Here is a 26,368-nt window from a genome sequence, read left to right as displayed (position 1 = left end):
TACTGCTTGGCAAGACAAAATTCATTTAAAATTGAAATTGTAATAAGAGGAAATATAAGCTAGTCTATATTGGAACAAAGAGTCCAGCTTAAAGGGGCATCTCAGATGATTAATAAACGAAAAGAGCAAGTGATTCATAAAGCACATGAATTATTTATTGAAAAAGGGTACCACGCCACTTCCATTCAGGATATTTTGAATCATAGCCGGATCTCCAAAGGGTCTTTTTATAACTATTTCCCTTCCAAAGGGGATCTTTTCAAGGCTGTATTCACATCTATTCATATTCAGCTTGAAGAAGGGCGAAATTCAATGCTCATTGGTCAAGACCCCTCTGACATTAAGATATTTGCCGAGCAGGTTCAGCTGGTCATGAAAATCAATAAAAAAAATAGATTATTACAGCTCGTTGAAGATGCTTTAGTCTCCAATGATCCAGACTTAATTACATTTATCAAAAAAACGAAGTTCAACCTGCTAACTTGGGTATATGAACGTTTTCTTCATATTTTTCCTGCGGATAAAAAACCTTATATACTGGATGGAGCCATTATTTTTAACGGGATTCTGCAGAATATGCTGCAAATCAACAGTGCTATGAATGAAGTCATCACCTCTAAACAAATCATTGATTATTGCACTACTCTTATCCAAAAGGTTGTTGAAGAAGTAAGTGACATGGGAATTCAACTCATCTCACCAGAACATGTGGACAAGTTATTGCCCGCAGCGGAATACAGTGATTTTTTCAATAATGATCTATCCTTTGCGACAATCAGCCTGAAGAAAATAATAGAGAGATCCTTCGCGCCAGGTGATACGAACCGCACTAATTATCTAAAGCTGTTGTACTTTATCCAAGAAGAAATCATGAATAATAAGGAACCGAGAGCGTTCTTAATCGAAAGCGCTCTGCTATCCTTAAGAACATGCCCTAATCTAAATGAAGCCAAAGAGTTCAAGCATTATCAGGATGTATTATCCAAAATGCTGTAAAGCTAACTAAAAGTGTGGTGAAGATGTGTTCAAGCTATTATTAATAGAAGATGATACAACGCTGTTTAATGAGATCAAAGAGCGACTTACCCAGTGGTCTTACGATGTGTATGGCATTCAAGATTTCAGCAATGTCACGCAGGAATTTATAGAGATCAAACCTGATTTAGTCATCATCGACATCCAATTACCTAAATTTGATGGCTTTCATTGGTGTCGAATGATTCGCTCTCACTCCAACCTTCCGATTATCTTCTTATCGTCACGCGATCATCCTACGGATATGGTGATGTCCATGCAGCTTGGAGCCGATGACTATATTCAAAAGCCCTTCCATTTCGATGTACTCATTGCCAAAGTACAAGCGATTCTTCGGCGCGTCTACAATTACAACACAGAGAACATTGAACTCAAAACATGGTGCGGAGCAACCGTGGATTATGAGAGAAATCTGTTGACGAATGAAATGGGATCGATTGAGCTTACGAAAAACGAGATTTATATATTAAAACTGCTTATTGAAAAAAAGAATAAAATCGTCACCCGCGAGGAATTAATCAATAGCTTGTGGGATGATAAACGTTTTATTAGTGACAACACCCTTACCGTCAACGTAAATCGGCTGCGCAAGAAGCTGGATGAGCTTGAATTAGGTAATTTCATTGAAACGAAAGTGGGACAAGGGTATATGGCCATCGAAGAGGAAACCCTATGATTAAGAAATATCTCTTGGAAAGAAGCAGCTGGATCCTCCTTGTTCTCTTTACCAACCTGTTTATACTCTTTGTCACCTATATGGACCCGTCGATTCCATTCTCTTCGGTCCTCTATCTGGTCTCCTTGTCGATGTTTTTGTTCGTAATGTTCTTAATCCTTCGCTATCCCAGGGAAACCAGATTCTATAAAAGCTTGGCGGAGCGAGAGGATGATCTGGATTTAACCAGTATCGCTTCCCCCGAAAGTCCATTTGAGAAAATGATTGAAGAGAGCATCACCAATCAAGCCAGATGGTTGAAACAGACTGCTTCACATAATCAAATGACGCTAGAGCAGGAGAAAGACGAGCTTTTGTCGTGGATTCATGAGGTGAAGACCCCTTTGACCGCGATGCACCTAATGATTGAACGTATGGAAGATGACGGAATGAAGAAAAATCTGACCTATGAATGGCTGCGAATACATCTCTTACTGGACCAGCAGCTCCATCAAAGGCGGATTCCCTTTATTGAGAATGATTTGTATATAGAACATATCGATTTAGAAACGCTTATTTTCGGGGAGATTAAGACGTTGCAATCCTGGTGTATTCAGAAGGGACTCGGCTTTGAACTGAACTTGGAAGTAGCTGAAGTGCTTAGTGATGCCAAATGGCTGGCTTTTATTATCCGACAACTACTAACCAACGCCGTGAAATATAGTGAGGCTTCAGATATTACAGTGAGTAGCTATCAGCAAGCTGAGCATATCGTTCTTGAGGTGAAGGATGGTGGGCGCGGGATAGATCCAAAGGATTTGCCTCGAATATTTGATAGAGGATTTACTTCCACCACCGTGCATCGCGACAATGCCGCCACAGGTATGGGCTTATATTTAGCCAAAAAAGCAGCACAATCCTTGTTGATCATCATCGGAGTTGAGTCGAGGCTCGGATCAGGGACGGCGTTCACTTTAACCTTTCCGCTTAAAAATGAATTCGTGAAGCTCTCAAGCGTGTGACAACAATGTCACATGCTTTTTTATTTTGTTCGGGCAATCGAAGGATAAGAACGGCAAAGCCTTTTATAATAAGGCTATACAAAAAGAACGAGTATAAAAAGGGAGTGAATCAATATGGCAATTCTAGAAGCCACTAAAATTCATAAAAGCTACGGAAACAAATTAAACAAACAATCCGTGTTGAGCGGACTGGATATTTCTATTGAAGAAGGAGAATTTGTTGGCATTATGGGATCTTCCGGTTCAGGAAAAACCACCCTGCTTAACGTTCTCTCCTCTATAGATAAGATCAGCAATGGATCAATTACCATCGAAGGTAATGAAATTTCGACTATGAAAGAAAAGCAATTAGCTGAGTTTCGGAAAAATCATTTAGGATTTATTTTTCAAGAATACAATCTCTTAGATACGCTGACGGTGAAGGAGAACATCCTGTTACCTCTATCCATTACTAACACCCCTAAGAAAATTGCCAATGAGAAATTCGAGAATGTCGCAAAGGAACTGGGGATTTTAGAATTAAAAAATAAGTACCCGAATGAAATCTCTGGGGGGCAAAAACAACGTACCTCCGCAGCTCGGGCCTTCATTCATGAGCCGAGTATCATTTTTGCTGACGAACCTACGGGGGCCTTGGATTCTAAATCTGCTTCTGATTTGTTAAACAAGCTAAGTGAACTAAATCAAAGACGAAAAGCAACGATCGTTATGGTTACCCATGATCCAGTGGCAGCTAGCTATTGCAGTAGAGTTATTTTTATAAAGGATGGTACGATCTATACGCAATTAAATAAAGGGGAACAATCCAGACAAGTCTTCTTCAACGACATCATAAAAACACAAGGTGTATTAGGTGGTGTGCAGAATGAGCATTAATGTATTGATGCTGCGAAATCTGCGAAAAAACATCAGAAATTACTACCTGTATGTGTTTGCTCTCGTCTTTAGCGTGGCCTTATATTTCGCCTTTGTTACGTTGCAATATGATCCCTCGATGGATGCGGTAGAAGGCTCGGTCAAAGGGGGCGCAGCAATTAAGGCTGCCTCGGTCTTACTGGTCGGGATTGTATCCATTTTCCTGTTATATGCTAATACCATCTTCATCAAACGCCGGGGCAAGGAAATTGGCTTGTTCCAGTTAATTGGAATGACCAAAGGTAAAATATTCCGGATTCTTTCGGCAGAGAACTTTATCCTGTATTTCGGTTCTTTAATTCTAGGAATCGCCGTAGGTTTTTCTGTTTCAAAGTTAATTCTAATGATTCTCTTTAAAACGATTGGGGTCGATGCGATTGCTTCCCTTCGTTTCTCTACTCCGGCTTTAGTCCAAACGCTGATTGTATTTTTTATAATCTATCTCTTAATCATGCTGATGAACTATAGCTTTATTAAAAGACAAAGCATTTTGTCCTTATTCCGAGTGACCTCAACCACAGAAGGTACCGTGAAAAAGCTGTCCTTCTTCGAAATGATCATCGGGATCGCTGGTATTGGATTCATTATACTTGGCTATTCGATTTCATCTCGATTATTTAGTGGAGATTTAACATCAATGACTGAGCTATCTATAGCCATGATTACTATTCTGGCTTCGGTTATCATTGGGACTTATCTTTTCTATAAAGGCTCCGTAAGCTTTATCTTTCATCTCATTCGTAAACAGAAAAATGGGTATCTGAACATTAAAGAGGTATTGTCTCTCTCCTCCATTATGTTCCGAATGAAGTCCAACGCCGTATTACTGACCGTCATTACAACGGTGTCGGCACTAGCAATAGGTCTATTATCCTTGAGCTACATCTCATTCTACTCTACTGAGAAAAATGCGAAGCTGTACGTTCCGTCAGATTTTATTCTTACCGATATCCATGAAGCCGAACGATTTAAAGAGGTATTAACTGCGAAGAACTTAGTGTTTACAGAAAAAAAGACCGAGGTCATTCAGGTAGATGTAAATGTGAAGAAGATTCTGGGTGAAAATACAAAGGACTCTAGTATAATCTCTGATATCATGACCCTTCCTGTGATTAGTGAAAAGGCACTTGAAGGTATCGATGTATCGCCGGATGAGACCTATTTTACAAAGACAAGTAGTGCACTGGATAATATGATTGCTATGAAAGACAAAGGCCCCATTGAATTGAAGGGATTGCATGAGGTTATTCCACAAGCTTATGAAAAAATAAATATGGATGCACCTATTTTATTATCTTTCACAGGTGGCGGCTTACCCGTTGCTATTGTAGACGAAACGATCTTCGAACGCTTACAAAACGATCTAGATCCAGCCCTTCAAAGAAAGTCCTCTCTTAATATCGGAATCGATATGAAAGATCGGTCAAGCGTTGAGCAGGCGAATGATCTTTTTCAGAACATGAAATTTGAAAAAGACAACCGGCGTGACTCTCAACTGGAGACGAAAAAAAATCAAAAGGAAACTATGGGACTGATCATGTTTATCGTTGCTTTTCTGGGGCTAACGTTCCTAATTACCTCCGGATGTATTCTTTATTTCAAACAAATGGATGAGAGTGAGAACGAAAAGCCTAACTATACGATCCTAAGAAAGCTTGGATTCACGCAGGGTGATTTGCTTAGAGGGATTCAGATGAAACAATTGTTCAATTTCGGGATTCCATTAGTTATAGGCCTGCTTCACAGCTACTTTGCCGTCAAGTCAGGCTGGTTCTTCTTCGGCACTGAGCTTTGGACACCGATGATTCTGGTAATGCTCTTATACACGGCTTTGTATTCGATCTTTGCAGTGCTGTCTGTTTTCTACTATAAAAAGGTGATTAAAGAGTCACTTTAAAAAAGGAGGGGTTCCACAAGCCAGCATGGCTTAGGAACCCCTTGTTGTTATCATACCACTTATCTCCTATCTTCATATTCAATTCTAGTTAACCCGTAGAAGACTATATCCTCGAATTTATCCCATTTTAAAATATGCCGTTTAAATTCCCCTTCAAATCTCATTCCAGCTTTTTTCATAACGTTAGAGGAAGCTGGATTTCTAGTCATTGCCGCTGCCCATATTTTATTTAATGACAGGTCTTCAAATCCGAAATCAATCAGCTTCTTAGCCGCTTCAGTCGCATAACCATTCCCCCAAAAAGGTTTGCCTACCCAATAGGCAAGTTCCCCTCTTTTATGCGATTTGTCTATATTTAGACTCATACAGCCTAGTAAGGCATTACTCTCTCTACTAATTAAAGCAAATGGAAACCCATCCCCTTCGGCTGCACTCCTCCTACAGGCACTAATCCAAGATTCAGCCGCTCCATCCGGATAGGGATGGGGAATAGACAGGGTTGTTCTAGCTACTTCTATATCCCCAGCAAGGTCTTGCACTTTACTTGCATCTGTAGATTGAAACGGTCTTAGCGTTAACCTTTGTGTTTCAAATATAGGTTGCATAGAAAGTACCTCTCACTATTAGATTTTCCATAGATTATATTACAATTGTTGGATATTGCAATACATAACTTAGCTATTCACAATCCCTAATACGAATCCGTCATACCCTTTACTCCCTACCGTTTGAAGGGCAGTAGCCGAAATCCTAGGCTCTTTAGCCAACAGATCATAAAATTCGCGAACGCCTACAACACGAGGATCTTTACTATTCTTGTTAATGACCTCACCTTCACGGATCACATTATCGCCTATAATCACCGTACCGGGCCGGGAAAATTGAAGCGCCCATTGTAAATAGTTAGGGTTGTTGGGTTTATCGGCATCAATGAATATAAAGTCAAAGGGTTCCACGCCCTCTTGCTTCATCTGAGACAATTGCCCCAACGCATCTCCTATACGCAGTTCTATCACATCGTCCACCCCAGCAAGCGAGAAATTAGCCCCAGCCACCTGAGCATGCGACGGATCTAGCTCCAAAGTAACGATATGTCCGTCAGACGGGAGCGCCCTTGCCATCCAAATTGTGCTGTACCCACCCAAAGTGCCAATCTCCAGAATCCGGCGTGCCCCTTTCATTTGAACCAATAGGTTAAGGAATTTGCCCTGACTTGGTGAGACATCAAAGGGCGGCAGCCCTGCCAATTGATTAGCGGTCAATACTTCCTCCAGCACGGAGTCCTGCGGAATTAGGCGCTCTGTAATGTACTGATCGACTTTATCCCATGTATTCGTTTGATTCATATTTATCACTTCTCCTTTGAAATAAAATTTTCATTTCCACAATTAGGGATCGGTCGTAACTACGAGGAGTGTTTGGACTTCCGGCCGCTGTTGTCTCCAGATTTCTTCGATTAAAACCACTATTCGTGGTTGAAATCCGTAGAGCTTATGCTTACGAAGTGAGCTTTCCTACGGAAAGCTTTTAGTCGGTCGCTGACGCTCCTACAGTTCCAAACCTCCTCTTCGGTACTCCTTTTCCCTAACTAAAGATTCAAGTTCAACTTCAACTTCAACTTTATACCTGTATTGTAAATCAGTTATAATCATAAATATAATATATCTTTAAACCATAATTATATATTTAATATATGAATCAAACGATAGCAGATAGCAGATAGCAGATAGGAGCTTAACCATGAATCTACACGCCTTACGCTTATTCCATGTGATCGCATCAACGGGTAGCGTGACACGCGCCTCTGAAGTATTAAATATCAGTCAGCCTGCGATTACGGCTCAGATCAAGAAATTCGAAAAGGAACTATCCTTCGCCCTGTTCAAGCCTCAAGGTAGAGGAATTGCTTTAACGGATGCGGGTGAGGAGCTTGCCCTACTCGCAAAAAGACTGTTCGCTGTCGAACAGCAGATCGAACAATTCACTCAGGATTATGTTAACGGCACGAATGGAAGTATACGCCTAGCCGCGACGTATTTGCCTGCTCATTTCCTTATCCCTACCTGGATCGCAAAGTTCAAGCAACAATATGAGCAAGTAGAAATGGTGATTACGACCACCAATTCAAGCGATGCCCTGAAGCAGCTGTTAAATGTAGACGTGGATATGGCGATTTACGGAGGGATTTCCGAGGCCTATCCAGATACGATCCGGACAGAGGAGTTATTTCAGGATGAGTTATGGTTTGTGGTCGCACCCCATCACCCCTATGCGAATAAGCAGATTTCTTTATCCGAAATGATGAAGGAGCCTTTTGTCATGCGTGAGGAAGGGAGTTCGACGAGAGAGCGATTATTATCGTTATGCCGTACATATAATACGCCAGCTCCCACGATCTCTTTGCAATTTAACGGACTTCATGAAGCGATCCAAGCCGTTATCGCCGGGTATGGCGCCAACTTCGTCTCTTCACTCGTTGTTCGCGAAGATGTTGAACGGGGAGAGTTATGCCGAGTTTATGTTGAAGGCATACATCTGAAGAATAGCATTGCGATTTGTACGCGAAAAAATGAAACGTTATCCGCCTCGGCGTCAAACCTCATTCAAATGATTCGCCAAAATCCTTATACCGTTTAGGAATTCCAAAAAAGACTGCTCTCTAGGCTGAATATATTCAGCCTGGAGAGCAGTCCTTGTAATGCCTTTATTTGAACCTCTTACGCTTGTTTTTTCTCCGTTAAATAGTACAGGAAGGCTAAGATCGGCAGAGCCAGCCCGATCAAGCTGGTCAGACTCCAGCCGCCGTACGCATATGCCCAGCCCCCCAGTGAAGAACCAACGGCTCCTCCTACAAAAAATATCGCCATAAATAATCCGTTCAAACGTCCTCTCGCCTCGTTCCCAAGGGAATAAATCGCCCTTTGTCCAAGCACCAGATTACCCGATACCCCCATATCCAGCATGATGGCCGCTGCGACCAGCAATCCAAGGGTTACTCTCGAATCCTCCTGAAACAAGTAAGCTAGAAGAAAAGCCACAGCTGCCAGCACAAACGCAAGACCGGTCAGCGACCGGGTCCAGCCGCGGTCGGCTAATCTCCCGGCGATGGGAGAAGCGATAGCCCCGGCTACTCCAGCCAGTGCAAACAAGGCAATGCCTTGCTGACTTAAATGATACGTATCGGACAGATGCAAAGAGACTGTCGTCCAAAACAGGCTGAAAGCGCCAAACAGGCTAGCCTGATATATTGCCCGGCGGCGCAGCACTGGCGTATTCTTCAGTAAAGTACCTAGCGAACGGATCAATCCACCATAATTCATTGTAGGCACAGGCTGGCGCTGCGGCAGCACACGGGACAATAGAAGTGTTAATAAGGCAATCACTACTGCCGATATGGCATAAATCGCATGCCAGCCCCACAATCCAGAGACAAAGCTAGCCAGTGGCCGGGCGAACATAATGCCGAGCAGCAGCCCACTCATTACATTACCGACCACCCGGCCGCGCTGCTCTTCAGCAGCCAGAAAAGACGCATACGGCACAAGAATCTGGGCAGCTACGGAACCGAGGCCAATGAACAGAGACGCTCCCAGAAAGATTGCAGCATTCGGAGCTAGTGTGGCTGCTACCAGTGACACCACCACCACAGCCAGTGACGCCACAGTCAGGCGGCGATTTTCAATAATATCGCTAAGCGGTACTACGAACAAAAGTCCAAGAACGTATCCTACCTGAGTCAAAGTTACAATCAGACCTGCTGCCCCAGAAGAAAGCTGCGTAGCTTGGGCAATCTGTCCGATCAGGGTTTGGGCGTAATACAGATTAGCCACAATAAGTCCGCAGGAGGCCGCCAGTAACAATGTAATCCATCCAGGGATCGTTTTTCCTTCCGAATGTTCCTTTGCCGGATTTACTGAGCTAACAGGATTCATTTGATTACCTTGATTCATAAGATCTCCACCCTTCGATATTAAATACTGTACGTAACGTTTACTAATTGGTTTAAATATATACTGAACGTTCAGTTTTGTAAATAGGTGATTGGCTACTTCTTAAAATATTTTGTATAATGAACGTACAGTTTCTTTTTTTGATCGCAAGTAAAATAAAGGATAGATTAGTCGGGAGGGATCTCTTATGGATAAAAAAAGAGGACGGCCGCGCAATAACGAAGCGGAGGCTTCTATTCTGGCAGCATCGTATGATCTACTGCTGGAGACTGGATTTGGTGCGGTGACCGTAGAGAAAATTGCGGAACGGGCCAAGGTAAGTAAAGCGACCATTTATAAATGGTGGCCTAACAAAGCAGCTGTGGTCATGGACGGCTACCTCACTGCAGCATCCGCAAGATTGCCAGTGCCGGACACCGGTTCGGTCAGGGACGATATTATGATCCATGCCACGAATCTGGCTAATTTTTTTCGCAGCCGAGAAGGAAAAGTAATTACCGAATTGATCGGTGAGGGACAATTCGATGCTGGCCTTGCTGAGGCCTATCGTGCGAGGTTCTTCGCTCCCCGCCGCCAAGAGGCGCGACAGTTGTTGGAGCGCGGGGTGACCCGAGGCCAATTAAAAACGGAGCTGGATATTGGGATCACGATTGATCTGCTCTATGGACCGATATTTTATCGGCTTCTAATCACAGGGGATGAGCTAGACGAAGCTTTTGTGAAATATTTGATCACCTCTGCCTTTGAGGGCATCAAAGTATAATCAAAAAAGCCATCCTTTGCAGGATGGCCTATCACTTTTATTTTACACCGTTCGATCCAAATTAACTTCAAACGTGTCCCCAGTTACATAATCCATATACCTCGTATTCCCATCGTAATCCAAATAAGCTTGATAGCGGGTACGAATAGCCGGTTGTGTAATCCAATCAAGCACTTTCTCTTTTGCCACCCACATCACTTCAGAGGTTTCCTCCGAGGTACATAATTCCCCACCCACGGGCTTGCAGATAAAATCAAACATGACCTTAGTAGGAACATCTGTTACACCGTCATACCATTTATGAATGCCTGTATTCGAATACACACCAATCAATTGAGATACCGTGACATCTATTCCACTTTCCTCTTTAATCTCTCGAATTAATGCATCCACCAGGTTCTCTCCGACCTCTACTTGTCCACCAGGGAATACCCATCCACCATCATGCGTCTTTACTAAAAGGATATCTCCTTGTTCATTTTCTGCGAATCCACCTGCTGCTACAATATGTGTTGGCCATGCCATAGACTGCACCTCTTTTTAGAAGAGGTTAACAATTTAATCAGCATTTGTAAACGATATTTTTCTATTCCACAACGCTTTAAAAGCTTCACAATGCGCTATCAAATCATCAAATTTCCCTTCACCCACGACCGAACCTTGATCCACTACCAGTATCTTATCAACATCTTTTATAAAATTTAGCCGGTGTGCAACAATAATGATGGTTTTGTCCTGAAATTCCTGCAAAATCGTCTCCATAAGGCTTTGCTCCGTAATATTATCAAGTGCTGACACTGGCTCATCCAGAATTAGAATGTTTCTTTTCTGAGCAATGATTCTGGCAAAAGCTAATCGCTGTCTTTCCCCGCCTGATAATTTGACGCCTTTTTCACCTACCAATGTATCTAGACGATCCGGTAATTGGCTTACCTTTTCCTGCAGATGAACCTTCTCCAAAATTTCATACAACACTTCATCGGATAAGGAATGCTCATCAAATATAATATTGTCCCTAATCGTAGCGTCAAAAATCGGCGTGTCTTGTGATAAGTAAGAGATATGATCATAGTAGCTATCCAGATGGATCTCATCGATATCTTTACCATCCAATAAGAGTTCACCTTCGTCCTTTTTTAATAAGCCTACGATTAACTTAATCAGGGTTGATTTCCCGCCCCCACTTAATCCGACAATAGCAACCGACGTTCCTCTCGCAATCGAAAAGGATAGATGATTCAAGATCTTCACTTGTCCATAATCAAAAGATACATCCCTAAATTCAATATTACCTTGGATCTCAGTGATAACTTCTCCTCGTTCTAGATTCTTATCTTCTGGGGCATGAATAAATTCCTCGAATCTTTTGTAGGTCACTCTATTCAGTCTGTAATCTACAAAGAGGACATTGAAGATAGCAATCGGCGAATAAATCTTATCAATAAACATAAACAAAGCGACCACAATACCAAGTGATGTCTCACCTGCGACAATGCTTTTTACACCGTAAATCAGGACAACAACTTTAATAATCGTGACAAACAACTCAAATATCGCGAAAAAAGCTTCATGGATCATTTGTAGCTGAGCATTTTTGTGAATGATAGTGCGTGCGGTCTGGCTTAATTTATCGATCTCTTTCTCATATCTTTTGTTCGTCCGGAAGACGACCAATTCCATAAATCCACGGATAGAGAATCTGGACATCTTTTCTTGTTCCTGTAGAATGGTTGCCTTCATCGCATACAGAAATTTCAACAGCAGATTCGTTATCAAAAAGACGACCACGTAGCCCGCTGCAATGACTACCATGATCCTTAAATCATAGAAGCTGATAAAGATGAGACTGAACAGCAGCGTGGGCAATAACTCATGTAATGTTTTAAGGAAAAAGGAGAAAATCATGCTGTTCCCAGCCGCCGCTCCATTCTCGATCACTTTAATCATCTGCCCTGTGCCGATATCCTGATAGGCTTGATAGTCGATTTTGGATATTTTAGATAGTGCAAGTATCTTTAATCGCTCCGTTATACTGTTCGATAAATACACGCTAGGGTATTCATCTACATAATTTAGAATTACCACCCCAGCCAGCAAAACCCCATACATCATAATCAAATTCAATATTTCACCAAAGCTGCCCATCATCGTGGCCTTGTCTAATATTTTTTGAAACACAACAATCCCTAAACTACTCAGCAGCTGAATCGTAAAACCCAATAAAATATAACCGCAAATCCACCACTTTAGGTGGGCTAGACTCTTTTTTAACATCACGTTCTCCTCCTCTTTCAATTGAATGCAAAAAAGCCAGGCAACCCCCACCATCCCACTGTAAAAAACCATTCACAAATACACGGTTCTCTAAGTTAAATAGGTTAAATAGGTTAAGTGCCTGGCTTTATAGAAATAGCTGCCTATGGCACCGTTCAAAGCTCTAGTTCATGGATCAAAAGGATAGACTTCTCCCTTGATAGCTGGTACGCGTTTCACCCAGCCCGATAACTAGTTACTTCGAACGATACGGAACGACATCCATTTCACCTCAATTAAAAGAATTGCTCCTATTATAATTCTCGAAGCTTTATTATTCAAGAATTACGTTTAACGATACGTAGTCCGGCCACTTGGCCCACCTTATGTCCTTCATGCGAAGCAAACTTGATTGTAGTAGCTGATGCACCACCCGTGACCAACTGCGGAAGCTCGTAACGAATCGTCACCAGCTTGTTCATCTCTTCAGACTCAAGGACACCTAGTCCAAGCCGTTCACCATCTGCCGTAATATCGAAGGCCACCGAAGTATCGTTGGACTTCAAGTACGTTACCACCAGATCCACTTGCTCCTCTGGCAAGATTTCCATTGTGAAAGAGAACCAGCCATTGATCCAGCTATCGCGATACTTGCGGTTGTAGATTTTGCCTAAGCCTACATGCTCCCCTTTGAAATTATGGTCTCGTTCCGGCTGCATTTCAGCAGGTTGCACCGAATCTACGGTTAGCTGTTCAAGTACTAGATTGTTCTCAACAGCCTCGCGATATTCAGCCTCCACCAGCTTCCACTCCTCTGACGTGAACAAATCCCAATACACGGAATAACGATGATCATGCATAGGGTAGAATGGACGAAGCTCATGGTCTCCTGCATATCCTAAACCTTTCATCCGGAACACATTTTTGCTCACATTTGACTGAATGAGGCTGTCTGTTAGCGTCTCGCGATCACCGATTAATACGGAAGCAAGCGCGCGGTCACGATTCAGCTCCGCATCTATTGGCCCGAAATCGCCTGCCAGCACAAGGGGGCCGTAAAGGAACGCAATACGGTTCGGGTTATCCGGCATCGCTTCGATTCTTACCGACATCGGAATATCATATGCGACAACGTCTCCATCCTGCCATACTCTATCCAAAGCTAGGTAGCTGGATTTACCTACATTCACAGGCACGTCTTCACCGTTTACGCTAACGCTCATTCCTTGCTCAGCCCAGTACGGGTATCTTAGCTTCAATGCGAACTTCCTGGGCTGCGCTGCGCTGATCCGCAATACACCTTGTCCCTCTACTGGGAATTTGGTCTCCTGCGTCAGACGGACACCCTGCTCTTTCCAAGTCACCGTTGAAGGCACGTACTGATTAACATACAGCTCATCCTCACTATGGAAGTATAGCGCTGATCCATACATAGAATGACTTTCCATTCCTGAGCCTACACAGCATGTAAAGCTCTCAAACTGGGAGTTGAACGACTTATGTCCACCCATTTCGAGAGATACAAAATAACACACACGTCCATCTACCGGTTCCTGAGAAGCTAGGATATGGTTATACATTGCACGTTCGTTGTAATCCGCATATGCCGCATAAGCATCCCACTGGAACATATGCTTGGTCAGCTTCAGCATGTTGTAGGTATTACACGTCTCACATGAACCCTCTCCCAATCGATCGTTCAGCTTATCCGGTTCGCCAAAATGCTCATTATAGCTGTTGCCGCCGATCACGTATGAATGATGATTAACGACCCGATCCCAGAAGAAGCGAGAGAGGCCTGCATAATGCTTCTGTCCCGTTACCTCATACTGTCTTGCCGCACCAATAATCTTCGGAATCTGAGTATTGGCATGTCTTCCTGCTAATGTGTCTTTTTCTTCGGCAAGATCATTAAGGACTTCTCCATGGTAAAAGCTTTCGGCTAAAGCAAGGAAACGTTCATCCCCGGAATCCTCTGCCAAATCCGTCAGCGCTTCATTCATACCGCCAAACTCACAACGCAGCACCTCTTGGATCTGCTCTTTACTGAGCCCTGCGAAAATATCTTCAAGCCACAGCCCCAGCTTCGTTTCAATAACGAGCGCCTTCTGATTGCCGGCCAAGCGATAAGCGTCGCGGAGACCTGCAAACAGCTTATGCATCGTATATAGCGGCACCCAACCCCCATTAAGGTCAAAGCCCTGTGAGCGAATATCGCCTGCCTTCACTTCCTCAAATAACTCTTTGCCACGAGGAATGCCGGAAATGAAGCCATTACCATGCGCAGCCTGACACAGCTCTAGTTCATCTACTACATAATTCACGCGTTTAAACAGCTCTTCATTCCCTGTTGAGGCATACATTAACGCACAGCCAGATAGATAATGACCTAGTGTATGGCCGCTAATGCCTTGAGATTCCCAGCCTTCATAGTGAGCAGCCTTAGGCTCTAAGCCAGCATATTCACGAAAACGCGACAGAAGACGATCAGCCTCCAGTATGAGTAAATAATCCGTATTTAATTCCATCGCATGGAGAAGCGGACCTGACTCAATGCGTACATTCTGCAAAGCAAAAGCTTGCGTCTTCAATGAAATCGCTCCCTCGCAATCTTGTCAGGGTGATATGACAAGTGTATATTTGTATCCATAAGATAACACCCGAACGTTGATTTGTCGGTAGATCAGCCATACAAATAGTGGACAAATCCGACTTATTGATGGCTAGGAGGACCGCATGACCTATTTGAAAATAAATGCAGATGTACCTGTTCATTTTACGGCGGCAGGAGAATTCATCTCAGAAACGCCATGGAAACATGTAGAACGTGCAATGGGCAATTACGAGCTAATCATAGGCGTGAATGAAACGGTGTATTTAAGTGAGGAAAATAAACGCTTTGAAGTAGGACCTGACGAAGCGCTACTGCTCATGCCTAATTGCACGCATGTCGGCTATAGAGAATCATGGCCTGGGGTTAAATTTTATTGGTTTCATTTCGAGCTGACCCACGAGGGGGTATTGCTGAGTGAGGAGGAAATGAAGCCTGAAGCAGAAGAAATCTTGTCGCGTACACAGCGCTTATGGTCTGTACATGATCTATATCTGCCGCAGTTCATAAAAATCGAGCACAGTGACAGGATTCATATTCTGGCAAATCAAATCCTCCATGTAGCTAACTCAGGATATTTGACCTATTCCAGTGTTAATTATTTGTTAACCTCACTCTTAATTGAGCTGTCTGAGCATGCGCTTCAGCCGTTCGCCAGTAAGCTAATCTGTCCGCAGCAAGATGTCACCTTTGTCAAAATAGCCGAGTGGACAAGGATTCATGCAGGAGAGCCTCTTACGGTGGCCATCATCGCGGAGAAATTCAATTACAACAAGGATTATTTAGCACGTCTATTTAAACAACACACCTCGATGGGGCCTTTGGAGTATATTCATTCCGTACGTGTGACTAAAGCGAAGGAGCTGCTAACCAGAACCGCCCTCAGCGTGAGGGAAATCGCGATAGAGACGGGGTTCACCGACGATAAATATTTCATGCGCCTCTTCCGCAAATACGAAAATATGACACCAACCCAATATCGTAACGCCTATCATAAGACGTTTATGAATAATGACTAAAGTAAAAAACTGCGGCAGGCTTCAACGTTTTGAAAAGAGTTTGAAACAACACTCCGTCCGCGGAGCCTCCGATAGATAATCAGGGAATTTCTCCCTAAAAAATCTGATATTCTGTTCATTTGTCTAGTGATTAGGGAATATCTCCCTAAAATTCGACCGATTTGTTGAAAAGTATAGATATTACCCCGATTTTAGGGATAAATTCCCTAATTCCATTCATTTAAAGCAAAAATCAGTATTTTTCAGGGATTTTCCCCCTAATTATTCTCAAGAAAAGAAGCTGCCTCTAAGTAGCATTCACTACTTTTGAGACAGCCCCTTCTCTAACTTACAATCTTTATATCATTGAATAGTTTGCGAAGAAAAATTCCATCGCCAGCGTGGAGTCGATCCTTGCAGATGCACCCCTCCATACCATTCATCGATTCCTTTTTTCTGAACCCAGTCTTCATTTCCAGCCCATACACTTTTGCCTAGCTCGGTTAATGCAAGCTCGCAGTCTATGAATGGCATTACTGGATCGTTATAACCAGGAAAATCATTGAACCCATAGGTTTGCAGCAATGGGTACGGGCGTTGTGCCATCTGTCTTAGAATATGCCAATATTGCAAGTCGCCCATACCTAAGATATGTAACTTATCCCCCACATTTTTGAACAACTCGTAAGGGGAGTTCATTCCAGCATGAATCATCTCCAGAGTCATCTGTTCTACGATACCAAGTCCATTATTGGTTGATGGGAACCGAGATAAATGCGCTATGAAGGCGTCATGTGCAAATGGCAAAGTGGACGTATCTGTGGTTAAACGTTGTTGCAGCGTTTCTGGATTAGGTGATACATAGGCTTCCCAGAGTGATTGGCCTAACTCTAGCTCCTTGTCGCCGATTAACTTCCACGTTCCTGATAAAGTCTCCATTTGCTCTACAGACAGTTGTCCAAGTCCTCGAAACAGCTCAATGCCGGGATATTCTCCAATGCACAATAAACTCAGCTTCGTGGATCCCTTCTTCTGCTTCGAGAACCAATGGAGCAAATAGCACAGCATCGTCTGATCGAATAGATCATGCTCGAACCATAATACAACTTCATCATATTTATGAAAATCAGCTAAGATCTTTTCCTGTTCCTTACTGCTCTGTATAAATTCCTTCTGCGGAATCCCCATCGTTTGTTCTAAATAATGCGCTCTTACTAAGCGGTTATTCTGTTCCGCAGGCTCTAAAAAGACCGGCCCATGAGAGTAGACCTCTCTCCATACTAATACATCCCCTTGCACAATTCCCTGACGCAGCTTATCTCCCACTACATCTCCGTTTACAATATGAAGCACACCTTTTCCTCCTTCGTACAAATGATTGAACACGGAGAGGACATCCGCAACAGGTAGCGCACCTTTAAGCTTGCGGCGAGCATCAAAGAGTCGTTTCTTCAATACCGGGACTGAGGTTCCCAGAAAGTCAGCAATCTCTTGAAGGGAATATCCCTGAAAATAATATAATTGAACGGCAATCCGCATATTGGATGTCAATGCAGCTATAGACTCGTGAAGCAGACGCCGCGCTTCTTTTTTCTCAATAATGTCCGCCACACTACATGAAGATTCTGTCGATTGCACAGCTTCATCGTAGGGTAATGCAGGATGCTGCTTTCTTCGCAAGATTCGATAACATTGCCTTGTAACAATCGCTTTAAACCAGCCCGGAAATGCCTCTACTGTCCGTAATTTATTCAAATTCAGGAAGGCTTCTGTGAAGGCTTCCTGCACAGCATCCTCCGCTAATTGATAATCGTGGAGCTTTTCATACGCAACTGCATTCGCCATTGGTGTAAAATGCCTAACGATCTGTTCAAAAGCTTGACGGTCTCCTCGTCTCGCTTCTTCAATATACTGAAGCATACCTTCGCTCGCTCCCTTCTTCCGTATTATATACAAGTGCCCACGAAGTTCCCAAAGGTTACGGATTTAGGTCAATGTTTTTCACACAAATCCTACTCTTCACATTTGAACCTCAAGCTAGTTCCATATATGATAGCTTTATCTTTAGTTATCAGGGGAGGATTCATAGAAGTGGCAGTATTAATCAATGAACAAATAAGAGCATCCGAAGTAGTCCTAACTGGACTTAGAGGTGAGAAGCTGGGCATTGTATCTAGAGAAGAGGCATTAGCAATGGCTCGCGCTGCAGGTGCAGATCTAGTTTGTACCTCGCTAATGAGCAGCCCGCCGCCCTGTAGCCTAACTGCAAAGGGCAAAGCAAAAGCGGCCGCGCAGAAGGAGGCAGCCTCAGCACGCAAGGCTAGTGGTGGCCCAGCTGCAAAAGGTGGCAGCAAAGAGAAGGTCAAAGAACTACGCTTCACTGCTCATATTGAGGAGCATGATTACGATACGAAGCTCCGTCAGGCAGACAAGCATCTTCGCTCCGGCAAGCCAGTGCAATTAGTTGTGAAGGCATCCGGCGCCAAAGAAGCCGCTGCTTCCAAGTCCATTTTGGAGCGACTAGTAACTGACCTGAAGGAAGTCGGAACGAAGGATACTGGCATTCAGACAGGTGGTAAAGGTTCACAGGTGAAACTAAATCCACGTTGAAAAGTCACCTATTCCGATCATATAAAATCCAGCAAAAAAGCCATCCTCTCAGGGATGGCTTTCACTCATTAAGAAATATCCTTACTCGCTCTTCATCATTCACCTTAAACATGATTGCCCATTAATCCCCGTGGGCGATAGCTCATGCCGCCAGCATAAAGATGGGAAACGTCTCCTAGTCCAATACATCGAGGAACCGCAAAGTGCTCGCTGCGCTCTTCAAACAAGATCGTCGTTACCGAGCTTGGCGCAAGCCAGAATACGGACCAAGTCAAGGCTAACGGAATTTGTAATAAATGAGCTAGCCATGCGAGACCAAAGCCACCGTGGCATACTACTCCAATCTTCTTGGTAGACGGCTCAAGGATACGATAAAGGCCATCTTCTCTTCTATAATGGTGTCGAAGCAAGAATTGATCTGAAGCCGTTTGTAATTCGCTAAACCGCAATCTGTATTCCTCTTGCTTCAACCAATGATCTGTTTCATCAGACCATACTCTTTTTCCACTCGATAGTTCGCTAATATGTTCTCCGGGGCTATCCCAAATAGATGCCAATTGTCCATCCAACATAATCTCTGTCCAATCCAGTTCGTGGGTCCAAGGCTCTGTATGAATGACAAGTCCCGTCTCTTTGGCCACATAACTGGCTGTTGTCTGCGCCCTACCCAGTGGTGAAGCATATAATTCATCCAGACCTATAGATGCCATGCGTTTTCCTAGTGCTGCTGCTTCCTGATGCCCGAATTCTGTTAGACCATCTATGGAATAGTCCGGATCACCATGACGAATCAGAAATATTTGCATAATAATGCCCTGCTCCCCTCAAATCCAACCTTTTTCCTCTGCCAGTCGTACCGCCTCAATTCGACTTTTCACTTCCAGCTTATTGAGTATTTCAGAAATATAATTGCGAACAGTTCCATAAGAAAGGTGTAGCGAAAACGCGATTTCCGCCGCCGTTTGCCCTTCACCAGCCAGCTTTAAAATCTCTCGCTCCCGTGCTGTTAGTGGATTTTCTTCCCGCAAGCTACCAAAAACTAACTCGGGGGATACCTCCCGATGTCCAGCCATGACACGTCGAATAGATTCGGCCAGCTTATCTACAGGCTCGTCCTTCAACAAATACCCTTGTATACCAGCCTTCACTCCACGCTCGAAATAGCCCGGACGGGCAAAGGTAGTCAAGATGATAATTCGAGTCGGACAGCCTTTACTCCGCAATATTTCTGCAACCTCCAGCCCGCTCTTGAACGGCATTTCAATATCCATGAGACATACGTCCGGCTGAAGCCTGTCGATTAAAGCTAACGCCTCAGCTCCATCACAGGCCTCTCCGACGACTTCGATATCATCCTCAAGATCCAGCAGGGATGCCATCGCTCCCCGAAGCAGACGTTGATCCTCCGCTATAACGATGGTTATCATGCACTCTCACCTCCTGTTGCTTCCTTAACGATTAGAGGGATCATAACGATCAGCGTAGTTCCCTGACCTTCTTCTGAGCTTAGCGACAGAGAGCCATCAATCAGGGATAGTCGTTCCGCCATCCCCTTCATACCATTTCCATCACTAAGCTCACCATTACATCTCTCACCGTTCTGGAGGCCAATTCCGTTATCTTTAACGGTAACTCGAACTTTTCCGGCGGTCTTTTCCACCCCGATAAAGCATTTATCTGCTCTACTATGCTTCACAATGTTAGTCACCGCTTCTTTGATGCAAAGGCTGAGAATATTTTGCGTCAGATCGGATACTCCCTCTAGCGAGATATCCCCTTCCACTTCCAGGGCAATCTCCGCCGTGCGCAGCATTTCCCCGGTTTCTGCCAGTTCTTCTGCTACTGAGATCGCACGCATTTCCGACACTAGCTCACGCACCTGACGGAGCGCAGCCCGCGAAGTACGCTGAATTTCCCGCGCCTCCTCTTGGGCTCGCTCCGTATTTTTGGTCACCAGCTTCTCTACGAGTTGGCTTTTTAATGTAATCAAGGACAACGTATGCCCGAGCGTATCATGTAAATCACGAGCGATTCGCATCCGTTCCTCACGCTTCACCAGCTCTTTAATCACCTCATTGGCTTGATCCAGCTCTTTCTCCAGCTTCTGATTCCGATTCATGGATCTCACTCCGAATGGGCTAATCAACATAATAATGATAAATGGAGCTAAAAATATCATGCTTCCCCACTCCATCTCACGACCCACTAAGACCAGCACAGAAAGTACCATGACCACAAAAGAAGTAAATGCAATTTTGAACCCTTTATTCTCCGTATAGTAAGCTATAAAATTTGCGGTGAAAAAGCCCATGTAAAGATTAAAGGGCGTATAAAACAAACTAAGCACCACGATGATCACCATTTGAATCATTAGCCAGACATTAAAGACTCCACCCCGAACCCAATACAGCTGGCGATAGCTGATGGCAAACACCGCTATCATCAACCCGCCTAGAATGAGCTTCAATCCAGTCTCCCCACGCAAATTCAGGATGGGCAAAACCAGATAAACAGCCCATACATAAGGGAAAAACCCTTGTTTTTGTGGAAATAACCGGAACTGCGCACGCTCAGCCATTCATTCACACCGCTTCCTGTTTTTTTCGGATATAAACCGATAGTAACATAAAAACTACCAAATACCCGAGCAAAATCAAGACATTACTCCAATGCGGAGCTGAGCCACGCACAATCTCCCATGCCCCATTTCCATAGTTGTAGGAAGGTAACCAATGACCAATCTTCTGCATTAATTGCGGCAAAATCTCAATCGGCATCCACATGCCCCCCGCTACAGCAAGCGCCATATAAATCACGTTGCTGACTCCACTAGCTGTGTCCACCCGTTTCATAGCACCCACAAGCGTACCAATCGCCAAAAATGGAAGGGAACCGATCAAAATCCATAGCCCACTAAGCACCCATTGACCCGCAGATAAGGAGACACCGTTGATTAAATATCCTGCGATAAAAATACAAATGACCGAAAACAGATGCATCATCGTTTGCCCGAACATTTTTCCGAAGAAATAAACAGAACCCGGTAGCGGGGTAATCCGAATAAAGGTGGTCCAGCCTTGTGTTCGCTCTTGTACTAAACGGATGCCAAGCGTCATAATCGCTGAGCCCATTACACTAAAGGTTGCCATCGACATTAAGTAGTGAGCGCGCCAAGTCGGGTCATCGTTACCTGTATTAACCACGCGGGTGAAGATGAAGTAGAACATAATGGGCATGAGCAAGGACCAGCACACGTAATAAGGATTACGGATGATCCGCAGCATCTCGGCTTTACACTGTACAGTAATTAATCTCATCTTTAGATAGCCTCCTCTTGGTTCATGGTCAATTGTTCAAAAGCATCATCCAAACGTCCCTGGTCTATCCGAACATCCTTCACGGGAAGCCCATTAACAAAAATCGCTCGCAGCGCTTCATCCGTATCGTCTGTCGTCACATGAATTCGACCTTCCTTTTCATAACAATCTTCAATAGCGGTTAGTTCCAGCAGGCTCCTGCGTAATTTAGATCGATCACCTATTGGCAAAAAGGACACCGAACGCTTTACAATCCGCGATTTAATCTCATCTGGACTTCCGTCTGCAACTAAATGGCCTTTGCTAAACAACAGAATACGATCCGCAATATCTTCAGCTTCCTGTAAGTAATGTGTCGTGAACACTATCGTCTTACCCTGCTCCGCAAGTCCACGAACCGTATCCCAGAAACGCCGCCGGGAAGTAATATCAAGTCCAACCGTAGGCTCGTCGAAAAAGATCAGCTCTGGGTCACCTGCCAGGGCCAGGGCGAAGCCTAGACTACGTTTTTGACCGCCCGAGAGCTTCTCAGCGTATCTATTCAGATCCGCTGGCGCAAGCCCTGTAGCTTTAATTAGAAACTCCATATCCATCGGCTGTGGATAATAGCTACGGATCAGAGCAATGATCTCCCGAACCTTCAGCCGATCCATCACACTTACCTCTTGCAGCATCGCGCCGGTCTTTTCACGTACGATTTTATCTTTTGGATGTTGTCCAAATATTTTCACTGTACCTTCAGTGGGTTCTAATAGCCCCAATAACATTCCCAATGCTGTTGTTTTGCCTGCTCCGTTTGGTCCAAGAATAGCTGTAATCGAACCCTTGGCAATGTTGAAGCTGATATTATCTACTGCTTTCTTATCCTTATATAATTTGCTAACTCCATTCATCTCAATAACATTGTCCATTTCGTAACCCCTCCGATTCCGAATGCGTTTGATCTATTTCAATCATATGGAAAAAGGAGACCAGACATTAGTATGGACTGTCATTTCTTTAAGATGACAACTGTCACCTTCACAAAAAAAGAGGTTGTCCTATCCATAGTTTTAACTACGAATAGGGCAGCCTCTTTAAGCGAAAATACTAGATTACCTCTTGAAAAATCCTTTTCCGAGAAGGAATTCCTTCATATGCATTCGCGCTGGCTGTGCCAACCATTCTGCCATAATCACAGACCAAGGTGTATCCTTGGCACCATGAGTCCGCTCACGCATATAGTCTGAAGAGATTTTATCGTAAGTCTTGACCTGCTCCACTGTCATTTCGGCATTGTAGCGATTGCGATGTAGAACAGCCTCTAATGGCAGACGCGGACGCAGGCTTGTAGCTCCATCAGGATAGCCCACACACATTCCAAATATCGGGTAAACCAGCTCAGGCAGTCCAAGCAAATCAGAAACCTCCCCGATCCGGTTACGGATTCCGCCGATATAAACAATCCCGAGCCCGAGTGATTCCGCAGCTACAGCAGCATTCTGAGCAGCAAGCGCAACATCAACGGTAGCTACAATAAGGTTCTCCGCAGAATCTTCATACGATGTCTCTCCCTGTAAATGAGGTTTTGTGACCTCACGCAGCCGATATAAATCCGCGCACCAGACCAAAAAGACTGGGCATTGTTGGATATAAGCCTGATTACCCGCTAATCCGGCAAGCTCTGCTTTTAGAGCCGGGTCAGTCACTGCAATGACACTATAGGCTTGTACACTGCTGGAAGTCGAAGCCATTTGGCCTGCTTCAATAATAGCTGCAAGCTGCTCTTCACTTACTGGCTTATCCTGATACTTGCGGACAGATGCATGGTTCATTAATAGAGATATTGTCTCGTTGTTTTCTTGCACAGCGGCCACTCCTTACATAGTTAGGTTTCTCTTACAGCTTTACCCGCTGCAAACGAAGTGCATTCAAAACGACGGACACAGAACTGAATGCCATCGCAGCTCCAGCTAGCCATGGAGCTAGAAATCCGAGTGCAGCAATCGGTATACCTATTGTATTGTATGCAAGTGCCCAGAACAAATTCTGCTTAATATTACTCATCGTTTTACGGCTCATCATAATGGCATCGGGTATGCTCTTCAGATCTCCCCGCATCAGTGTAATATCTGCAGCCTCCATTGCTACATCCGTACCTGTACCGATCGCCATGCCCGTATCTGCAGTAGCCAGTGCAGGAGCATCATTGATGCCATCTCCAACCATAGCTACCTTTGTCCCATTCCGCTGCAGCTTACGAACTTCCTCCGCTTTGCCTTCCGGCAGAACCTCTGCTAACACTTTTCGAATACCTGCTTGCTTCGCAATAGCTTCTGCGGTGATTTTATTGTCACCTGTAATCATAATGACCTCTATGCCCATCGCATGAAGCGCAGCTACAGCTGCTTTTGAGGTTGGTTTAATCGTATCGGCAACAGCGACAATCCCGGCAATCTCATCGCCCACCGCTACAAGCATAGCTGTCTTTCCTGCCTCTTCCAGTCTCTTCATGACTGGGGTCCACTCTGTGATGTCCAATTGATGATCTTCCATCATACGCCGTGTACCCACCCTAACTTGTTGATCGGAGACAACAGCCATAATTCCCCGTCCAGGTACATTATCAAACTGTTCAGCGGCGGGTAAGATCAATTCTCTGTCAGCAGCTCCTGCTACGATGGCTTCCGCAAGCGGATGTTCTGATAATTTCTCGGCTGCCGCAGTTAAAGCTAATAAACGATTCTCGGCGCTTTCTTTACCATAAGCGGCAATTCCAGTGGTAGTCACGATATCAGTCAGCACGGGCTTACCATTTGTAACCGTACCTGTCTTATCCAAAACAACGATCTTAACCCCTTGTGCGCCTTCTAAATGCTCACCACCCTTGAACAGGATACCAAGCTCCGCAGCGCGGCCCGATCCCGCCATAATGGAGGTCGGCGTTGCAAGACCTAACGCACATGGACAAGCGATTACGAGCACCGCAATAGCTTTTTCAAGGGCATCGGCAAATTGACCAGGTGCTGCCCAGAAGTACCAGACCAAGAAAGTGATCATCGCAATGCCTACAACAATCGGTACAAAAATACCTGAGATGACATCCGCGATCCGCTGGATAGGCGCTTTGGAGCCTTGGGCCTCCTCCACTACTCTAATGATTTGAGCGAGTGCAGTGTCTCTTCCTACTTTGTTAGCTTTAATTCTTAAGATCCCATTCTTATTTAATGTAGCACCGATAACGGTATCTCCGGTTTTTTTCTCTACAGGAATACTTTCTCCGGTCAACATAGACTCGTCCACAGAAGAGGAACCCTCTACTACCTCGCCATCCACTGGCACCTTTGTTCCGGGCTTCACCAATACAATATCGCCGGGAATCACTTCATCTGTCGAGATATTCATTTCTTTGCCATCACGGATCACGAGAGCCGTCTTTGCCTGAAGCCCCATTAAGCTCTTAATGGCGTCAGAGGAACGTCCTTTGGCTAGCGCCTCGAACCATTTACCGACGAGGATGAGCGTGATGAGTACAGCACTCGTCTCATAATACATTTGGGTGGTATGATTCATTCCCTTCATACTTAATGAATCAATCGTCAGATAAAGACTGTAGAAATACGCTGCTGATGTCCCCAGTACGACCAACACATCCATATTGGCACTCCCGTTACGAAGTGCTTTATACGCGCCTACGTAGAACTGCCAGCCGATGATAAACTGTACGGGGGTCGCCAGAACAAGCTGAAACCAAGGATTCATAAATATCTCCGGTGTTGGAATCCAGCTTGTGAATGAGAAATGACCTGCCATCGCCCATAACAACGGGAAAGAAAGAATAGCAGAAATGATCCACTTCCACTTCTTATGCTGAATTTCCTGTACACGACGGTCCACATGATCCTTGCGGTCTTCTTTAAGTGTAGCTTTATATCCGATATTGCTTACCTTCTCCATGATCTCTCTTGGACTAATATTACCGGGAGTATATTCTACATGTGCCGTTTCCAGTGCTAAATTCACATTCACTGCTGCGATCCCCGGCGTACGACTCAACACTTTTTCGATCCGCGCCGAGCATGCAGCGCAGGTCATGCCTGATATATCAAAATCCGCGGTCTCTTTGACGGTATCATAACCAAGAGCGCGGATTTTATCTTCAATTTGTGGTAACCCTGATACAGAAGGATCAAATCCGACAGTGGCTTGTTCCAAGGCCAAATTTACATTTGCGCGAGAAACACCCTCCATCCGGGACAAACCTTTCTCAATTCGAGCTGCACAAGCAGAACAGGTCATGCCTGTAATCTGTACGGTCGCTTGCTGTTCATTGGGTGAAGCTGTTATTTTTAACTTATCCATG

At 44.3% G+C, this 26,368-nt stretch carries 23 protein-coding genes; 9 read left to right on the top strand and 14 right to left on the bottom strand.

The window, feature by feature from the left end; all coding sequences use genetic code 11:
* Positions 1-105 precede the first annotated feature (105 nt).
* The 5 genes from MHB64_RS02120 to MHB64_RS02100 all read left to right on the top strand — a co-directional run bounded on the left by MHB64_RS02120 (position 106) and on the right by MHB64_RS02100 (position 5,524).
* Positions 106-996, top strand: a complete 891-nt coding sequence (locus MHB64_RS02120) for a TetR/AcrR family transcriptional regulator (protein WP_341133615.1) — start codon at positions 106-108, stop codon at positions 994-996.
* Positions 997-1,021: 25 nt separating this feature from the next.
* Positions 1,022-1,711 carry a response regulator transcription factor gene (locus MHB64_RS02115; RefSeq protein ID WP_094877892.1) on the top strand — a complete coding sequence of 230 codons (690 nt, stop codon included), beginning with the start codon at positions 1,022-1,024 and terminating at the stop codon, positions 1,709-1,711.
* Positions 1,708-2,712, top strand: a complete 1,005-nt coding sequence (locus tag MHB64_RS02110; RefSeq protein ID WP_341133614.1) for a sensor histidine kinase — start codon at positions 1,708-1,710, stop codon at positions 2,710-2,712. Before MHB64_RS02115 ends, MHB64_RS02110 begins: the two co-directional genes overlap by 4 nt.
* A 114-nt stretch (positions 2,713-2,826) precedes the next feature.
* Positions 2,827-3,588, top strand: a complete 762-nt coding sequence (locus MHB64_RS02105; RefSeq protein ID WP_094869677.1) for an ABC transporter ATP-binding protein — start codon at positions 2,827-2,829, stop codon at positions 3,586-3,588.
* Positions 3,578-5,524 carry an ABC transporter permease gene (locus MHB64_RS02100; RefSeq protein WP_341133613.1) on the top strand — a complete coding sequence of 649 codons (1,947 nt, stop codon included), beginning with the start codon at positions 3,578-3,580 and terminating at the stop codon, positions 5,522-5,524. The genes MHB64_RS02105 and MHB64_RS02100 overlap by 11 nt, the downstream gene beginning before the upstream one ends.
* Before the next feature lie 59 nt (positions 5,525-5,583).
* On the opposite strand, the gene MHB64_RS02095 is transcribed toward MHB64_RS02100, so the two are convergent.
* The gene (locus MHB64_RS02095; RefSeq protein ID WP_094877889.1) at positions 5,584-6,129 is read right to left on the bottom strand and encodes a GNAT family N-acetyltransferase; all 546 of its coding nucleotides are present in this window, start codon (positions 6,127-6,129) and stop codon (positions 5,584-5,586) included.
* 69 nt (positions 6,130-6,198) lie between these two features.
* The gene (locus MHB64_RS02090) at positions 6,199-6,870 is read right to left on the bottom strand and encodes an O-methyltransferase (RefSeq protein ID WP_094869674.1); all 672 of its coding nucleotides are present in this window, start codon (positions 6,868-6,870) and stop codon (positions 6,199-6,201) included.
* A gap of 394 nt (positions 6,871-7,264) precedes the next feature.
* Between MHB64_RS02090 and MHB64_RS02085 the strand changes: the two genes are divergently transcribed.
* Positions 7,265-8,161, top strand: a complete 897-nt coding sequence (locus tag MHB64_RS02085; protein WP_341133612.1) for a LysR family transcriptional regulator — start codon at positions 7,265-7,267, stop codon at positions 8,159-8,161.
* An 80-nt stretch (positions 8,162-8,241) separates the two neighbouring features.
* On the opposite strand, the gene MHB64_RS02080 is transcribed toward MHB64_RS02085, so the two are convergent.
* Positions 8,242-9,474, bottom strand: a complete 1,233-nt coding sequence (locus MHB64_RS02080) for an MFS transporter (protein ID WP_256990483.1) — start codon at positions 9,472-9,474, stop codon at positions 8,242-8,244.
* 187 nt (positions 9,475-9,661) lie between these two features.
* Between MHB64_RS02080 and MHB64_RS02075 the strand changes: the two genes are divergently transcribed.
* Complete coding sequence (locus MHB64_RS02075; RefSeq protein ID WP_341133611.1) at positions 9,662-10,237, top strand: TetR/AcrR family transcriptional regulator; 576 nt, start codon at positions 9,662-9,664, stop codon at positions 10,235-10,237.
* A 42-nt stretch (positions 10,238-10,279) separates the two neighbouring features.
* Here MHB64_RS02075 and MHB64_RS02070 read toward each other — a convergent pair whose 3' ends face one another.
* From MHB64_RS02070 to MHB64_RS02060, 3 genes are all read right to left on the bottom strand, one after another.
* On the bottom strand, positions 10,280-10,762 hold the full coding sequence (locus MHB64_RS02070; protein ID WP_094869671.1) for an NUDIX hydrolase: 483 nt from the start codon (positions 10,760-10,762) through the stop codon (positions 10,280-10,282).
* 33 nt (positions 10,763-10,795) lie between these two features.
* On the bottom strand, positions 10,796-12,511 hold the full coding sequence (locus tag MHB64_RS02065) for an ABC transporter ATP-binding protein (RefSeq protein ID WP_094869670.1): 1,716 nt from the start codon (positions 12,509-12,511) through the stop codon (positions 10,796-10,798).
* Between the two features lie 317 nt (positions 12,512-12,828).
* The gene (locus MHB64_RS02060) at positions 12,829-15,081 is read right to left on the bottom strand and encodes a beta-L-arabinofuranosidase domain-containing protein (protein WP_341133610.1); all 2,253 of its coding nucleotides are present in this window, start codon (positions 15,079-15,081) and stop codon (positions 12,829-12,831) included.
* Positions 15,082-15,226: 145 nt separating this feature from the next.
* Between MHB64_RS02060 and MHB64_RS02055 the strand changes: the two genes are divergently transcribed.
* Positions 15,227-16,120: a helix-turn-helix transcriptional regulator gene (locus MHB64_RS02055; protein ID WP_341133609.1), complete on the top strand. Its 894-nt coding sequence runs from the start codon at positions 15,227-15,229 to the stop codon at positions 16,118-16,120.
* A gap of 342 nt (positions 16,121-16,462) precedes the next feature.
* Here the strand turns inward: MHB64_RS02055 and MHB64_RS02050 are convergent, their stop codons facing one another.
* Positions 16,463-18,019 (bottom strand): sigma-70 family RNA polymerase sigma factor, encoded by a 1,557-nt coding sequence (locus MHB64_RS02050; protein ID WP_094869667.1) that lies wholly within the window; start codon positions 18,017-18,019, stop codon positions 16,463-16,465.
* A gap of 171 nt (positions 18,020-18,190) precedes the next feature.
* Between MHB64_RS02050 and infC the strand changes: the two genes are divergently transcribed.
* Positions 18,191-18,709: a translation initiation factor IF-3 gene (gene infC / locus MHB64_RS02045; RefSeq protein ID WP_341133608.1), complete on the top strand. Its 519-nt coding sequence runs from the start codon at positions 18,191-18,193 to the stop codon at positions 18,707-18,709.
* A gap of 104 nt (positions 18,710-18,813) precedes the next feature.
* On the opposite strand, the gene MHB64_RS02040 is transcribed toward infC, so the two are convergent.
* From MHB64_RS02040 to MHB64_RS02010, 7 genes are all read right to left on the bottom strand, one after another.
* Positions 18,814-19,515, bottom strand: coding sequence for a histidine phosphatase family protein (locus tag MHB64_RS02040; protein WP_341133607.1), 702 nt, complete (start codon positions 19,513-19,515; stop codon positions 18,814-18,816).
* An 18-nt stretch (positions 19,516-19,533) separates the two neighbouring features.
* On the bottom strand, positions 19,534-20,136 hold the full coding sequence (locus tag MHB64_RS02035; RefSeq protein ID WP_042184310.1) for a response regulator transcription factor: 603 nt from the start codon (positions 20,134-20,136) through the stop codon (positions 19,534-19,536).
* Complete coding sequence (locus MHB64_RS02030) at positions 20,133-21,287, bottom strand: sensor histidine kinase (RefSeq protein ID WP_143812121.1); 1,155 nt, start codon at positions 21,285-21,287, stop codon at positions 20,133-20,135. The genes MHB64_RS02035 and MHB64_RS02030 overlap by 4 nt, the downstream gene beginning before the upstream one ends.
* Before the next feature lie 4 nt (positions 21,288-21,291).
* Entirely contained in the window at positions 21,292-22,026 is a 735-nt protein-coding gene (locus MHB64_RS02025; RefSeq protein WP_341133606.1) for an ABC transporter permease, read from the bottom strand.
* 2 nt (positions 22,027-22,028) lie between these two features.
* Positions 22,029-22,937, bottom strand: coding sequence for an ABC transporter ATP-binding protein (locus MHB64_RS02020; protein ID WP_094876713.1), 909 nt, complete (start codon positions 22,935-22,937; stop codon positions 22,029-22,031).
* Positions 22,938-23,120: 183 nt separating this feature from the next.
* Positions 23,121-23,873, bottom strand: a complete 753-nt coding sequence (nfsA, locus tag MHB64_RS02015; RefSeq protein WP_341133605.1) for an oxygen-insensitive NADPH nitroreductase — start codon at positions 23,871-23,873, stop codon at positions 23,121-23,123.
* A 31-nt stretch (positions 23,874-23,904) separates the two neighbouring features.
* On the bottom strand, positions 23,905-26,367 hold the full coding sequence (locus MHB64_RS02010; protein WP_280787145.1) for a heavy metal translocating P-type ATPase: 2,463 nt from the start codon (positions 26,365-26,367) through the stop codon (positions 23,905-23,907).
* Position 26,368: the final 1 nt, after the last annotated feature.

The sequence above is a fragment of the Paenibacillus sp. FSL K6-2859 genome (genome assembly GCF_038008265.1).
GTDB classification, from domain to species: Bacteria; Bacillota; Bacilli; order Paenibacillales; family Paenibacillaceae; genus Paenibacillus_AQ; species Paenibacillus_AQ nitricinens.
Note: the sequence above shows the minus strand (reverse complement) of the source record. Positions and strands in the feature narration are given on the sequence as shown.

What these genes read in the sequence shown, in the direction of transcription:
- MHB64_RS02095 (WP_094877889.1), bottom strand. Translation starts at nt 6,129, where the DNA reads ATGCAACCTATATTTGAAACACAAAGGTTAACGCTAAGACCGTTTCAA.
- MHB64_RS02080 (WP_256990483.1), bottom strand. Translation starts at nt 9,474, where the DNA reads ATGAATCAAGGTAATCAAATGAATCCTGTTAGCTCAGTAAATCCGGCA.
- MHB64_RS02010 (WP_280787145.1), bottom strand. Translation starts at nt 26,367, where the DNA reads ATGGATAAGTTAAAAATAACAGCTTCACCCAATGAACAGCAAGCGACC.
- MHB64_RS02085 (WP_341133612.1), top strand. Translation starts at nt 7,265, where the DNA reads ATGAATCTACACGCCTTACGCTTATTCCATGTGATCGCATCAACGGGT.
- MHB64_RS02055 (WP_341133609.1), top strand. Translation starts at nt 15,227, where the DNA reads ATGACCTATTTGAAAATAAATGCAGATGTACCTGTTCATTTTACGGCG.
- MHB64_RS02090 (WP_094869674.1), bottom strand. Translation starts at nt 6,870, where the DNA reads ATGAATCAAACGAATACATGGGATAAAGTCGATCAGTACATTACAGAG.
- MHB64_RS02100 (WP_341133613.1), top strand. Translation starts at nt 3,578, where the DNA reads ATGAGCATTAATGTATTGATGCTGCGAAATCTGCGAAAAAACATCAGA.
- MHB64_RS02065 (WP_094869670.1), bottom strand. Translation starts at nt 12,511, where the DNA reads ATGTTAAAAAAGAGTCTAGCCCACCTAAAGTGGTGGATTTGCGGTTAT.
- MHB64_RS02050 (WP_094869667.1), bottom strand. Translation starts at nt 18,019, where the DNA reads ATGCTTCAGTATATTGAAGAAGCGAGACGAGGAGACCGTCAAGCTTTT.
- MHB64_RS02075 (WP_341133611.1), top strand. Translation starts at nt 9,662, where the DNA reads ATGGATAAAAAAAGAGGACGGCCGCGCAATAACGAAGCGGAGGCTTCT.
- MHB64_RS02035 (WP_042184310.1), bottom strand. Translation starts at nt 20,136, where the DNA reads ATGATAACCATCGTTATAGCGGAGGATCAACGTCTGCTTCGGGGAGCG.
- MHB64_RS02025 (WP_341133606.1), bottom strand. Translation starts at nt 22,026, where the DNA reads ATGAGATTAATTACTGTACAGTGTAAAGCCGAGATGCTGCGGATCATC.
- MHB64_RS02070 (WP_094869671.1), bottom strand. Translation starts at nt 10,762, where the DNA reads ATGGCATGGCCAACACATATTGTAGCAGCAGGTGGATTCGCAGAAAAT.
- MHB64_RS02110 (WP_341133614.1), top strand. Translation starts at nt 1,708, where the DNA reads ATGATTAAGAAATATCTCTTGGAAAGAAGCAGCTGGATCCTCCTTGTT.
- MHB64_RS02040 (WP_341133607.1), bottom strand. Translation starts at nt 19,515, where the DNA reads ATGCAAATATTTCTGATTCGTCATGGTGATCCGGACTATTCCATAGAT.
- MHB64_RS02020 (WP_094876713.1), bottom strand. Translation starts at nt 22,937, where the DNA reads ATGGACAATGTTATTGAGATGAATGGAGTTAGCAAATTATATAAGGAT.
- MHB64_RS02030 (WP_143812121.1), bottom strand. Translation starts at nt 21,287, where the DNA reads ATGGCTGAGCGTGCGCAGTTCCGGTTATTTCCACAAAAACAAGGGTTT.
- MHB64_RS02105 (WP_094869677.1), top strand. Translation starts at nt 2,827, where the DNA reads ATGGCAATTCTAGAAGCCACTAAAATTCATAAAAGCTACGGAAACAAA.
- MHB64_RS02120 (WP_341133615.1), top strand. Translation starts at nt 106, where the DNA reads ATGATTAATAAACGAAAAGAGCAAGTGATTCATAAAGCACATGAATTA.